This is a genomic window from Paenibacillus sp. J22FR21 (assembly GCF_056269135.1).
In genome coordinates, this window is the sequence record NZ_JBWDNJ010000003.1 from 706,045 (window position 1) to 720,174 (window position 14,130).

Genomic DNA, 14,130 nt, shown 5'->3' on the forward strand with positions numbered 1-14,130 from the left:
ATCATTGAGCAGGCGATGGCGGTTTCGTGCAACAACGACAACGATGATCATGCTTGTCGCATTTCTGGCGGTGCCGCTGTTCCCGTCCGTGACAAGCGCATATTCCCCGTACCAAACGTTCTATAAGGACGGGTATGGGCAGCTTGTGCAAATTCAGAACGCCTATCAGCCGGAGGGGATGCTCGGACCGGATATCGGCGGAGACAAGGCGACTTCTCGGAAAGTGTCCGTCCAATCGGCGGCGGCCGGCGAAACGCCGATCGGCACACTCAATCAGCCGCAGGATCTGTTCGTTGACGGCAGGGATCATATCTATATCGCCGATACGGGAAATAACCGGATCGTGCATCTGGATGAACAGGGGCGATTGGTCCGTTTCATCGAGGTCAAAGAAAGTCCTCTCAGCAGCCCGAACGGTCTGTTCGTGGATCAGAAGGGCGATATTTACGTGGCGGATACCGGTAATCAGCGGGTCGTCAGGCTCGATGAGACAGGAAAGCTGCTGCGCGAGTACAAACGGCCGGATTCGCCTTACTTGCCGGAGTCGTTCAAGTACGAGCCGACGAAGCTGGTCGTCGACAAACGCGGTTTTCTCTATATCACGACGCTAGGCGCGTTCCAGGGTTTGCTCCAGCTCGACCCGGAAGGCCGTTACCAGAGCTTCTTCGGCTCCAACAAAGTGAAGTTCTCGGTGTTCGATTCGTTTAAACGGGCTTTCTACACGCGGGAAATGTACGGGAGGGAGCTAAGCAAGCTGCCTGGAGCTATCGTGAACGCGGCGATCGATCCAAACGGTTTCATCTATACGGTAACCAAGGAAATCGACAACGAGCAAGTGAAGAAATTCAATATCGCCGGATTGGATCAGCTGGAAGGGGGCGGCGAATTTACGCCGGCTTCAGCCAACAAGTCGTTCGGCGAGACTGCCTGGTGGGCGCACCGGAAAGCCGAGCCGCAGCTGCAGGATATCAGCGTCGATGCGGACGGGAACTTTACGGTCATCGATTCGCTCTATAACGCCGTCAGCCAGTATGACGCTGACGGAAACCTGCTCTTCTTCTGGGGCACCGACGAAATCGAAGGAACGACGAAGCTTGGGCTCGTCAAGACGCCGGCATCAATTGCGACGACTTCGACGGGGGATTTATTGGTGCTGGACAGCGTCAACAGCCTCATTCAGCGGCTGCGGCTGACCGAGTACGGTTCTCTCGTCCATCAGGCAAACAGGCTTACCCAAGATGGGCGCTACGAGGAAAGCGAGCCGCTGTGGGCCGAGGTTTACCGTCAGAATGCTTACTATACCCCCGCGTTGATCGGGCTTGCGAAGGCGGCATATAAGAAGGAGCAATTCGAGCTTGCAGAAGACCTGTTCCTGAAAGCAGGCGTGAACAAAGGCTATTCGGACTCCTTCTGGCAGAACCGGCTCTTCTGGTTCCAGGAGCATTTCGGGTTTCTGATGAATGTCGTTGCAGCGGCGGGAATTCTCGGTTTCGCTGCCGTAAGGCTGTCGCGAAAATATGGTTGGGCCGCAGCGAGCTCTGGGATGCTTCGCCCGCAGAGCAGGTTGTATGCACAGCTTCGGCATGTGCGGACACTTGTCAGGCATCCGATCGAAGGGTACCATGCGATCCGATACCAGTATGGCGCAGGGCTCGCGAGCAGCTTGCTTATGCTTGCGCTTTCGATCGTATCTGCAGGCGTCATCAGCTCGCAAACGAGCTTCATCTTTAATCCGGATATTTATCTGGGCGTTAAGCTGGGGCCGATCTTGGTGCAGTTTGCCGCGATTTGGCTCGGGTGGGTGGTAGCGAATTATTTGGTCAGCTCCCTGATGCGCGGGGAAGGACGGCTGCGGGATGTGTTTTATGGGAGTTCCTATGCTTTATTTCCGATTATTTCGATCGGTATACCCCTAACAATAATCTCTCATGGATTCACGTTAAGCGAGGCGTCGATCTTCGGGTTTCTCGAGCTGGCGATGTATGCGTGGACGTTCTTGCAATTTTTCTGGATGGTGCAAGGGATTCACAACTACAGCGTCGGGGAAGCCATCCTGAACATCGTGTTTACCTTGCTGGCGCTGGCCATCATCGCGACGCTGATCTTTATCTTCTTCAGTTTGAGCGGAGAATTGATTAACTTTATTTATTCCATCTATCAGGAGGTGATCATCCGATGACCGGCAGCAGACTGAGGCTTTCCTTCCTTATAACGGGCATCGTGATCGTTGCCATCCTGGCCGGGCTTGCTCTTCAATTCCATACGCGGGAAGACGCCGCATCGGAAGGAAAAGCAGCAGCAGCCGCCGCGAGCGTCAATAGTGCAGCAACAGTCTCCTTCAAGCCCAAGGCAGGCACCACACCGTTTAAGTCGGAGCTCCCGGCTGATGACAGGTTTCAGCAGATTGCCGAGAACGTCAGCCTGACGCTGTCGGCCGACAAGGAAACGGGGCATTTCCGGGTCGTGAGCAAACAAACCGGCAAGGTTTGGTACTCTTATCCCGATCCTGCCCAGTGGCCGAACGAGACGATCGGCGGAGCATGGAAGAACAATTTGCTTTCGCCCGTTATCGTGGAATACATGGATTTATCCAACTACAAATCGGCGTCCAGAACGGTCGGTTTAGTTGACGAAGGCGGTTACGTTGAAGATTTCAAGACGACGGAGAGCGGCTTTGCCGTCACGTTCGTACTGCCTAAAGGCACGATTAAAATTCCGGTCGAAGTGACGCTGAAGGAGGATAGCATCGAGATAACCATCCGCGATGAGCAAATCGTGGAAGGCGGTAAGTTTAGCCTCCTGAGCGCCAAGCTTTACCCTTTGTTCGGAGGAGAATTTTCCCAAGGGCAGGACGGCTATATTTTCGTGCCGGACGGCTCCGGCGCGCTGATCCGGTTCAAGACCGACCGCGTCCTCCCGCAGCTCACGTTCAATCAACCGGTTTACGGATACGACGGTTCCTTCTATTTCGATCAGCCGAACCGCCAGCGGCTGTCGATCCCGGTATTCGGCCTGAAGTCCGGCGACCAGGCATTCGCGGCCGTCATAACCGAAGGGGCCGAATACGCAAACGTGTTCGCGGCTCCTTCCGGCTCGATTGGTCAGTCGAACTGGGTGACGGCCGAATGGCAGTACCGCAAGCGCTTCTTCCAAAGCGTTAGCAAGAGCACGGACGCGGGTTTCTTCACGTACAGCGAGCAGCGATTCGACGCGCCTCGCCGGACCGTCCGCTATTACTTGCTGCCGCCGGATCAAAGCGATTACGTGGGAATGGCGGCCAAATATCGCAATTATTTGACGACAAGCGGCGCGCTTCATCCGCTGGAGCCGAAGAAGGACATTCCGCTCTACGTGGACATCGTCGGCGGCGACATCGAACAGGGCCTGCTCTTCGATTCCTATTTGACCGCTACGACGACGAAGGAAGCGAAAGAGCTGGTTGCAAGCATTTATGACCGGGGCGTTCATGACTTAGTCGTGCACTATGGCGGCTGGCAACAGGATGGGTACAGCACGCATGGCGGATACTTTCCCGTGGAGTCGAAGCTCGGCGGGAACAAAGGCATGAAAGCTTTTATCGATTATGCCCATACGCTGGACATCCCCGTTTATTTAACGGCCAATTATACGATCAACAATAACGGGGACGACGGCTTCTGGTATAGAAGGGACGGACAGCGCGATCTCTCGGGCAACACGCTGTCCGCGAGAGAGGATACCTGGCTCGTGAGTCCGCGGTTTTACAGCAAGGTTATCGCCTCGGACCTAAGCGAGTACAAGAAGCTTGGCGCGGATGGCATCGTGTTCGACGGCGGCGGGATCGGGTATCAGCTGAACACCGATTTCAACGGCCGCTATGCGGCTAGCCGCGCCGATGAGATTGGCATTCAACGCGATATTTTCAAGCAGGCGAAGGAAACGCTCGGTTCCGTCACGGCCGTTAATGCCAACGCCTACGTATGGGAGGGGCTGAAGCACATCCCCCGCCTCGCGGATAGTTACTCCTTCGACGTGTTTGTCGATGAGGTGGTTCCTTTTACGCAGATCGTACTCCACGGTGCTGTCACGTACACGTCCGAGTGGGGGAACGTGAGACAGGAATCGCGGACCGAGTTTCTGCGCGGCATCGAATACGGGGCGTATCCGACTTATGTCTTCGCCGCGGCTCCGTCCGATAAACTGCGGCATGCTTATTCGATCTGGTATTACAGCCTGAATTACCGGGATTGGCTGGACAGTCTGTCGGAGGAATACGCGAGGGCGAACGAGGCGCTGCGCGATGTGCAGGATAAGCGAATCATCGGTCATCGCTCCATCTCGGAGGACGTGAAGGAAACGACTTACGAAGGCGGGCAGCGCGTAATCGTCAATTACGGAGCGAGCGCTTACGCGCAAGGCGAGCTTCGCGTGCCTGCGCAGGACTTTGCCGTAATCAAGGGAGGGGCGGACCAATGATAATTCGAAAGGCCAGGCTGCACGCATCGACGATCCGCAGTATCGAAGGCTCGATTTTCATCGCCCCCTGGATATTCGGCTTTCTCGCTTTCGTTGCGTTTCCGCTCGGTTATTCCTTGTACATGAGCTTCCATCAGGTTCGGATTACCGTCGATTCGGTCGTCTATACCTTTCTCGGCTTCCGCAATTACAAAGAAATTCTGGTTTCGAACGGGAGCCTGCTTTACGAGGATCTCATCCCGTTCCTGCGCGAGTCGATCATGATGATTCCGATCATTCTCGTCTTCTCGCTGCTGGTGGCGATTCTGCTCAACTTGAAATTTCCTGGCCGTACGCTGTTTCGCGTTATTTTCTTTCTTCCCGTCATTTTCTCGTCCGGCCAAATCGTCCAGGAATTTATCAATCAAGGGGAAGGCTCGCTGAGCGTCCTGCAGTCGCTGCATATCGAAGAATACCTGAGAGAATACGTTCCCGCGTCATGGGCGGATCCGATTCAGACCGTCATGAGCTCATTCGTGCTGGTGCTCTGGTATTCGGGCGTCCAGATTCTGATCTTCCTTGCGGGGCGCCAGACGCTGCCGCCGTCGATGTACGAGGCTTCCCGCATTGACGGCTCCGGGCCATGGAACACCTTCTGGAAAATCACGCTGCCGGGACTCGTTCCCTACATTTTCCTGAATCTGATGTACACGGTCGTCGATTTGTTCACTTTCCCGTCCAACCCGATCATCAGCAAGGTGAATACGGCCAACTATGGCAGCTCCAGCGCGCTGGCTTGGATTTATTTCACTATTATATTGCTGTTCGTCGGTTTGACGCTGCTGCTCTACAGCAGGGTGGATAAGGCGCTCTCGGGCAGCACGAGTCAATAAAAAGGAGGCGATTCGCGAGTGGCCAAAATTCTAATCGAACGAGCAAGGCGCGCGCCTTTTGCGGTGATTGACCGGATCGCGGCATTCGTGCGGTTCCGGCTGATCGGAGGCGAGATCGATAAAGGCCTTCTATTCAAAACCGTCATGTACGTCATCTTGATCAACGTTGCCTTCATCTATATTAAGCCGATTCTGTACATGGTCACGACCATGGTGAAGGATGCCCGGAACATTCTCGATCCGACGGTTATCTGGGTGCCGAAGAGCATCTTCCTTGGCCATATTCGGGAAGCGATGCGGCTGCTCGATTATACGAAAAGCTTGGCGATCAGCGTATCGCTCGCCGGCGCGGTTTCGGTGCTGCAAGTTTTCTCCTGCGCGGTGGCCGGTTATGCCTTTGCCCGGTTGGACTTTCCGTTCAAGCGCTTCTGGATGGCGATGCTGCTGTTCACGTTCATCATGCCGCCGCAAGTCATCATTCTGCCGACGATCATGATGTTCAAGAGCTTCGGCTGGCTGGATACCGTGCTGCCCATGGTCATCCCGGCTATTTTCGGGCATGGCTTGAAGGGAGCGTTGTTCGTCATCATCTACCGTTCCTTCTATTCCACGCTGCCCAAGGAGCTGGACGAAGCAGCGAGGATGGACGGGGCCGGCGCGTTCAGGCTGTTCTTCCGCGTCATGTTCCCGCTGTCCAAATCCGCAATCGTCGTTGTCGTCTTATTCTCCTTTGTCTGGAATTGGAATGATTTCTACTTGCCGTCGATCTTCATGTTCACGGCCGAGAACGTGCCGCTGTCCATTACGCTGGCGAGAATGGCCGCGGAGATGGCGAGGGCTGCGGGAGCAGGGGAGATGTCGGTGTACGAGGAGTCGATCAAAATGGCGGCTTCGTTCCTCATTGTGTTTCCGCTGCTCATCGTCTACTTCTTCGCGCAGCGCTGGTTTATCGAAGGCGTGGAACGAACGGGTCTGGTCGAATAGATGGTTTCGGATGGAGATGGAGCTAGTTTGTAAGGAGGTGATCGGCATGTGTCGTCAACAACGCTGTTATCGAAGAGCCGTTAGGTTGGCAGTGTCAGCGCGATGAAAGGCTAGTCTTGCAACTACTAAACCTATAGGCGGTGTCATGAGATGAAGAAGAAACTTACAATGGTCAATTTACTGCTGGCGGCTACCCTGTTGGCCGCATGCAGCAGCGGTGGAGGCAAGAACGATGGTGCTTCTGCCGGAGCGAATGAACCAGCCGGTAACGCAGCCTCGACCGAGAACAGCACAGAGGACGGAAACCAGAAAAACGAATCCGCGGATTATAAGAAGCTGGGCGACGAGCCGCTGAAGCTCACGTTCTACAACACCAGCGGCACGTTCCCCGACGTCGAATTCAATACGCTGATCGCCGAACCGATCAAGAAGAAATACCCGAACGTGACAATCGAACGAATCACGCCCGCGGCGGAAACGACCAACGAGGAAGTACTGTCTACGTATACCCCGGACATCATCTATTCGTCTTCGTCCTCCCATCAACAAATCATTCGCACAGGCGCCTATGAAGATCTTCGGGAGCTCATCAAGCGGCACAGCTTCGATACCTCGCGCATTAAGCCGATCCTGTGGAACTATATCACGGAGATTACGGCGGGCAAGGGAGACCAGATCTACGCGATTCCGTTTAACGCCAACCAGCATGTCTTGTACTACAACAAAGACATCTTCGATAAATTCGGCGTTCCCTACCCGACCGAAAAGCAGCTGACGTGGGATGAAGTGCTGGAGCTGGGCAAGAAGCTGACCCGTACGGAAGGCGGCAAGCGTTATGTCGGCCTGTCCGTCGATAACCTGACCGGCTTGGCGAAGAGCCTGGGTTTGCCGTATTTGAACAAGGAAACGGGCCAGGCGGCGCTTGATACGCCGGAATGGCGCCGGGTATTCGAATTGCAGAAGAAAATATTCGAGATCCCCGGCTATGTTGGGGCCGATAAAACGTGGAATTACGGGCGCGACCAGTTTATGAAGGACCAGAACGTAGCGATCCGCGTCACCTGGCTGGCCAACATGGTAGGACCGCTTGAAGAGCTGCGGCAGCAGGGAGTCGAATTCAACTGGGACATCGCGCCTGCGCCGAACTTCTCGGATCAGCTCGGCAAGACGAGGGAAGCCCAAATTCACTCGTTATCTGTAAACAGCAAGAGCGAGCATAAGGACGAAGCGTTCCAAGTCATCCAGGAGATTTTGTCGGATGAAGGCCAGCGGATCCTCGCGCGCAACGGCCGGGTGCCGGCCATTATCAATGATGACCTGAACAAAGAGTACGGACTCGATATTCCGGTGCTGCAGGGCAAGTCGGTACAGAACGTGTTTATCGGCGAACCGCTGCAAGAGCACTATGTTCACCCGTACGAGCTGGATATCGGCAAGCGCCTGACCGAGGCGGCCGAAGATTTGGCGATCGGCGGCCTGGATGTCAACTCCACGATCCGCAAAACCGAGGAAGCCATTAATAAGGATGTCGAGACGCTCAAGACGACGGTCGGCACGCCATAAGAGAAGACGGGAGTCCGGGGCCGATAAAGCCCCGGCTTTTGTAATGATGCCAAAGAATGATACGGGAAGTGAATGCTAGTTGAAAAAGCCGAAGCTATTAAGCGATTATATGAAGTCCAAATGGGTTCTCTATGTCATCGCCGTCTGCGCCATCGGTACGGCAAACGTGATTTTGGCGCGATTGCCGCGCACGATCGGCAGTTTCACGGATGAGCTCCACAAGGGCACGCTTTCCCAGGCCGATATTGCGCCATACAGCTTGCTTGTTGTGTCGATTGCGCTCGGATACGGTGTTCTTGGCGGCAGCGGACAGTTTCTAATCATGTATCTGGGGCGGTTGTTCGAGCGCTTGACCAGGGGGAAGCTGTTCATTCAGTTCACGCGGCTCAGCTTGAACAATTACTCGAAGTACGGGGTTGGTAAGCTGCTGAACTATATGATCAACGACGTAACTGCTGTCAGGGAATCGATATCGATGGGGATCAATCATATTACGAACTCCTCGATTCTGCTCATTTCCGTTATCGTGTCCATGATGCTCAGCTCGATTCCGGCTTATGCGATTCTGGTCAGCTTAATCCCGCTGCTCTTTATCCCGTGGTTCGTCGCATGGCTGGGCCCGATTATTCGCAAGCGCTCCGTCCAAGTACAGGAATCGCTCGGTAAAATGACGGAAACCGCAGCGGAGCAATTCAGCGGGATTCGGGTCACGAAGAAATTCGCGGCGGAAGCCATCATGACGGACCGCTTCGACGCTACGGTCGCCCAAATCCGCGACAACCAGCTTCAACTGGTGCGCGTTTCATCGCTCTTGCAGGCAGTCATTCCGTTTCTCGGCGCCTTGTCGATGATCGCCTCGATCGCCCTCGCCGGGTACTTGACAGCCAACAGGACGATCTCGCTCGGCGATTTCGTTACATTGGTGCTGTACATCGGCATGTTGATCAATCCGCTTCAGCGGGTCGGCGACGTCATCAATGCGATGCAGCGTGCACGGGCTTCCCTTGAACGTTTGAACGATCTTCTCGGCGTCGAACCGGACGTTCCCGATACCGGGATCTTTAAGCTGGGAGACCCGCAGCATGCAGCCATCGACATCCGCAAGCTGTCGTTCGCGTATCCGGACGGATCCGCGCCGGTCTTGTCGGAGATCGATCTTACGGTACTGCCAGGCGCAACGGTAGGCATCATAGGCAAGACGGGAAGCGGTAAAACAACGTTAATGAAGCTGCTTCTCCGTATCTACGATCCGCCGGCCGGCACGATTTTCGCGGATGGTCTGGATATTCGCAGCGTGACCTTGGAAAGCCTCAGAAGCAGCATTGGCTACGTCCCGCAGGACGGCTTCCTGTTCAGCACATCGATCCGCGAAAATATCGGCTTCAGTAATCGCGGTGCGGCGCTGGATGAGATCGAGAAGGCGGCATTGCAGGCTCATATCCATCAAGAGGTTCATGAGCTTCCCGATGGGTTCGAGACGAGGCTCGGAGAACGGGGATTATCGTTATCCGGCGGACAACGGCAGCGGGCGAGCCTTGCTCGCGGTTTGTTCAAGCAGGCGCCGATCATGATCCTGGACGACAGCGTAAGCGCGATCGATTCGCTGACCGAGAAAGCGATCATCGACTCGCTGCGCGCCGAGCGCAAGGGCAAGACGACAATCATCGTTTCCCATCGGATCAGCGCGCTCAAGCATGCGGACCTGATTATCGTCATGGACGAAGGACGTATCGTCCAGCGGGGCACGCACGAGCAGCTCGTCGCGGCGGATGGCCTCTATGCACGTCTTTACGCCATTCAGGAGGAGGGGGATGCGGATGTCGAAAGCCATCGTTAACAATTGGCAGCAGGATCAGCGTACGGGCATTCAGCAAGATACCGATGCCGCGCTTGATTACGGCTCGGCCGTCAAAGCGCTGTATACGTACGCCAAGCCGCACAGGTGGTCATTTGTCGTGCTCTTGTTCTTTATTCTGTTGTCGATCTCGGCCGATTTGCTGCAGCCGTATCTAATTAAGATTGCCATTGATGACGTGCTGACCGCCGACCATGCGGATTACCGGTCGCTGCTGCTTCTATGCGGCATCTACTTCCTCCTGGCGGTTGCCGGCTTCGTGTTTACCTATCTTCAGAACAATTTGCTTCAGCGGATCGGACAGAGCATCGTGGCCGGCATTCGCAGCGGGATGTTCAAGCACTTGGTAAAGCTGTCCGTTTCCTATTTCGACCGCGTATCGACCGGCAGTCTCATTGCGCACGTGTCGAGCGATACGGAAGGGTTGAACCGGTTCTTTAACCAAGTGTTGGCCAGCCTGCTGCGGGACGGCTTGACCTTGATTTTTATCGTCGTGCTGATGTTCAGGCTGGATGTTCGGTTGACGCTGTTTAGCTTGCTAATCATTCCCGTGATCACGCTTATTGCGTACAGCTTTCGCGCCTATATGCGAGCGACGTACCAGCTCGTTCGAACCGCTTTGTCGCGCATGATCGCTTTTGCCGCGGAGAACTTGTCCGGTATGAATCTCATCCAAGTCTTTCACCAGGAGAAGGAGCAGCAGCGCCAGTTTACGGAACGCAACGACGCCTTCTACCGCACCAATTTGCGCGAAATTCGAACGATGGTGGTGTTTAACCGCATTTTCGACATCCTCGGCAACTTGTCGGTGGCGTTCGTCGTGTGGCTGGGGGGACGCGCGGTGTTAGGCGGCCAGATCGAATTCGGCGTGCTCTTCGCATTCATTACCTACATTCGCCAGTTTTTCCAGCCGATCAATTCCATTACGCAGCAGTGGAATACGGTCCAATCCACCATCGTGTCGGTGAATCGGATTTGGAGCGTGTTCAATGCGGCGCCCGATGTCCGCGATCCGGAGGAAGCCACGCAGGTCAAGAGGGCGACAATAGCCGGCAAAGTGGAATTCGAAGGTGTTACATTCGGCTACAAGGAAGGCAGGCAGGTGCTGCATAAAGTGGATTTGAACATCCAACCGGGCGAAATGCTGGGCATCGTAGGGGCAACCGGAGCTGGCAAAAGTTCTTTGATCAGCTTATTGTGCCGTTTCTACGACGTGAAGGAAGGCAGCATCCGGATCGACGGCTTCGATATCCGCAAGCTGAAGCAGAAGAAGCTGCAGCGGATTGTCGGGCTTGTGCAGCAAGAGCCGTTTCTCTACTCGGGAAGCGTGCTCGACAACATCCGGTTGTTCGACGAATCGATCCCGGAGGAGAGAGTGATCCGCGCGTGCGAGCGAGTCGGCGTCGACCAGCTGGTTCTGCGGATGAAGGATGGCTACGCAACCCGGCTGTCCGAGAACGGTACCGGGCTCTCGTCCGGGGAGAAGCAGTTAATTTCGTTTGCCCGCATCATTGTCTTTCAGCCGAACATCTTGATTCTTGACGAGGCAACCGCCAATCTGGACTCGCACACGGAGCAGTTGCTTCAATCCGCGCTTCGGGTCGTGTCGGAGGGCAGGACTACGCTGGTCATTGCGCACCGGCTGTCTACGATCCGCCGATCCGACCGGATCATCGTTCTGGATCAGGGCCAAATCGTGGAGGAAGGCGATCATGAGAGGTTGTTAGAACAAAATGGCTATTATTCCAGGCTGTATCTGAACGCGCGAGGTATATTGGTATGAGGAGCGTTTATCGGATAGGCGTGATGCATGGGGATGGAAACGGGCAAGGCAGGCGTTCGTACGGCCGATCTTAACGGAACAGCTTCCACAAGGGGTTCCGCGGAAGCTGTCATCGCTTTTATCGGAGAGCAGGAGCGCTAGAGGATTTCGACCGGGAACAGCTCGGTGGACAAGTAACGTTCGCCGGTATCGGGAAGCAGCACGACGATGGTTTTGCCGGCATTCTCTGGTCGATTCGCAATCTTAGCAGCCGCAAAGACGGCAGCGCCGGACGAGATGCCGACGACCAGCCCTTCCTTCCTGGCCAGCGAACGCGCGGTATCGAGCGCATCTTCATTCGTGACGGTCACAATTTCGTCCGCGATGTGCCTGTGGAAGTTGTCCGGTACGAAACCCGGCCCGATCCCTTGGATTTTATGGGTGCCTTTCTCCCCGCCGGAGAGAACGGGAGAGCCGGCCGGTTCGACCGCAATGATTTGGACCGACGGTTTGCGTTGTTTAAGAACGTCGCCGACGCCGGATATCGTGCCGCCGGTTCCCACGCCGCCAACGAATATATCGACCGCCCCGTCCGTATCCCGCCAAATTTCTTCTGCCGTCGTTTTGCGGTGAATGGCCGGATTGGCCGGATTGCGGAACTGCTGCGGAATAAACGAGTTGGGTATGGCTGCCGCGAGCTCCTCGGCTCTCTTGATCGCACCGGCCATGCCCGCGGCGCCCGGCGTTAATACAAGCTCTGCCCCCAGGGCGAGCAGCATTTTTCTTCGCTCGATGCTGAACGTCTCGGGAAGCGTAATGATCAATTTGTATCCGAGCGCTGCCGCGGCAAACGCAAGCGCAATGCCGGTGTTGCCGCTTGTCGGTTCAATGATGATCGAGTCTTTATTGATGACGCCGCGTTCTTCCGCGTCCTTGATCATCGCGTACCCGATTCGGTCCTTGACGCTTCCGGCGGGATTGAAATATTCCAGCTTGGCGATCAGAACTGCGCCGAGGCTTCGGCTGGCATTGAAATTTCTTAGCTCCAACAGGGGCGTGTTACCGATCAACTGGGTAAGATTGGTGGCGATCTTAGTCACATGCAGACACTCCTTTGATATCGGATTAGGAAGGAAAGGCGCCAGGCGGCGGCATGATGACCTGCCTGCCGAAGAAAAACGTTCAGATGCACTTGTTTGTTGGATTTGCCCATCGTTATCCTCCTTATGAATGTATGATCTTGGTTTCAGAAAAACAAAAGGAGACACAAAGCGAATCTTGTGTCTCCAGAGGGCTGGTCAACTATTTATATTATTCCTAGCGGAATAATCAGCTATATCGTATCACCAACATTGAAGGGCGTCAACGCTGCGAAAAAAATGTTCTTCCACAAGTTGACATGCGTGGAAGTCGGTGCTATATTTTTAAGCACAGTATATTCATAGGATTACTTGTAATTAATCGACCGGCCAACCGGAGAGACGTCAGACTATGCGACTCTCCGGTTTTTTGTCTTAAATGGACGTTACGGTCGATGCAGCTGCCATTATTGTTTTTCCAAAACCTAATTTTAAGGAGCGTGCAGGTATGAGCATTTCATTGAAGAAGTTCGGAAGAACGGGTTTGAAAGTATCGGAGGTTGCGCTCGGTACGATGGCTTTCGGGCGTTGGATCGACGAGTCGAAGTCGGCGGAAGTACTGGACACGGCGCTGGATGCCGGAATCAACTTTATCGATACGGCCGATGTCTACGGTAAGGGCACCGATCTGAGCAACCCGCAAGAGAGTGGTCAATCGGAAGCGATTCTCGGCAATTTGCTAGGCTCCCGCCGAAACCGCATTATTCTGGCGACCAAGGTACATGGCCGCGTCGGCAGCGAGCCGAACGACCAAGGGCAAAGCAGGTATCATATCATTCGTGCGGTTGAAAACAGCCTCCGCCGTCTGAAAACCGATTATATCGATCTCTATCAAGTACACCGCTTCGACCAGGAAACGCCGCTTGAGGAGTCGCTGCGGGCGCTTGATGACCTTGTCCGTCAAGGTAAGGTTCGTTACATCGGGGCCTCCAACTATGCAGCTTGGCAGTTGGCGAAAGCACATGGCATATCGGCACAGCTGGGCTTGCACCGCTATGAGAGCATTCAGCCGGAGTACAGCCTTATTGCGCGGGGGATCGAGCAGGAATTGCTGCCGTTCGCAGCCTCCGAACAGGTAGGGGTAGTCGTATATAGTCCGCTGGGCCGCGGGTTGTTGACCGGCAAATACGAGTTCAATCAAGCGCCGCCGGCAGGATCGCGCGGGGCTGCGGGTGAAGCGAGAATTAAGCCGCTGCTCGAAAACGAACGAAACTTCCATATCGTTGAAGCTTTGAAGCCGATTGCGGCTAGGAAAGGCTGGACGCTGGCACAGCTTGCGCTGACTTGGGTCGTCAGCCAGCCGCATGTCACGTCCGCTATTCTCGGCGCATCCAATCCGCAAAATATTACCGAGTCGATTGCAAAAGTAGCGGAGAAGCTGTCTGCCGATGAGCTTGCGGAAATTGACGCAATTACACAGGGAGATTTCAACGTTTATCATGCGCTCCGTGAAACGGCTTCAGCCAAAGCTTAACAGCAGTATTGATTGATAAGGAGGGA

General features: G+C 54.9%; 9 protein-coding genes. 8 read left to right on the top strand and 1 reads right to left on the bottom strand.

The genetic code is table 11. From position 1 onward, the window contains the following. Positions 1–4 precede the first annotated feature (4 nt). The 7 genes from AC0YNS_RS13765 to AC0YNS_RS13795 all read left to right on the top strand — a co-directional run bounded on the left by AC0YNS_RS13765 (position 5) and on the right by AC0YNS_RS13795 (position 11,512). Entirely contained in the window at positions 5–2,179 is a 2,175-nt protein-coding gene (locus AC0YNS_RS13765) for a YIP1 family protein (RefSeq protein WP_475781557.1), read from the top strand. Further along, positions 2,176–4,455, top strand: coding sequence for a DUF5696 domain-containing protein (locus AC0YNS_RS13770; RefSeq protein ID WP_475781558.1), 2,280 nt, complete (start codon positions 2,176–2,178; stop codon positions 4,453–4,455). The genes AC0YNS_RS13765 and AC0YNS_RS13770 overlap by 4 nt, the downstream gene beginning before the upstream one ends. Next, positions 4,452–5,327: a carbohydrate ABC transporter permease gene (locus AC0YNS_RS13775; RefSeq protein ID WP_475781559.1), complete on the top strand. Its 876-nt coding sequence runs from the start codon at positions 4,452–4,454 to the stop codon at positions 5,325–5,327. Before AC0YNS_RS13770 ends, AC0YNS_RS13775 begins: the two co-directional genes overlap by 4 nt. Positions 5,328–5,345: 18 nt before the next feature. After that, on the top strand, positions 5,346–6,311 hold the full coding sequence (locus tag AC0YNS_RS13780) for a carbohydrate ABC transporter permease (RefSeq protein ID WP_475781560.1): 966 nt from the start codon (positions 5,346–5,348) through the stop codon (positions 6,309–6,311). Positions 6,312–6,461: 150 nt separating this feature from the next. Further along, positions 6,462–7,874: an ABC transporter substrate-binding protein gene (locus tag AC0YNS_RS13785; RefSeq protein WP_475781561.1), complete on the top strand. Its 1,413-nt coding sequence runs from the start codon at positions 6,462–6,464 to the stop codon at positions 7,872–7,874. A 79-nt stretch (positions 7,875–7,953) separates the two neighbouring features. Next, positions 7,954–9,711 carry an ABC transporter ATP-binding protein gene (locus AC0YNS_RS13790; protein WP_475781562.1) on the top strand — a complete coding sequence of 586 codons (1,758 nt, stop codon included), beginning with the start codon at positions 7,954–7,956 and terminating at the stop codon, positions 9,709–9,711. Further along, a complete protein-coding gene (locus tag AC0YNS_RS13795) occupies positions 9,692–11,512 on the top strand; it encodes an ABC transporter ATP-binding protein (protein WP_475781563.1) in 1,821 nt (606 codons plus the stop codon). The genes AC0YNS_RS13790 and AC0YNS_RS13795 overlap by 20 nt, the downstream gene beginning before the upstream one ends. Positions 11,513–11,649: 137 nt before the next feature. Here AC0YNS_RS13795 and cysK read toward each other — a convergent pair whose 3' ends face one another. Next, on the bottom strand, positions 11,650–12,591 hold the full coding sequence (gene cysK, locus AC0YNS_RS13800) for a cysteine synthase A (protein ID WP_475781564.1): 942 nt from the start codon (positions 12,589–12,591) through the stop codon (positions 11,650–11,652). 487 nt (positions 12,592–13,078) lie between these two features. Here cysK and AC0YNS_RS13805 point away from each other — a divergent pair, with 487 nt between their 5' ends. After that, positions 13,079–14,104, top strand: coding sequence for an aldo/keto reductase (locus AC0YNS_RS13805; protein WP_475781565.1), 1,026 nt, complete (start codon positions 13,079–13,081; stop codon positions 14,102–14,104). Positions 14,105–14,130: the final 26 nt, after the last annotated feature.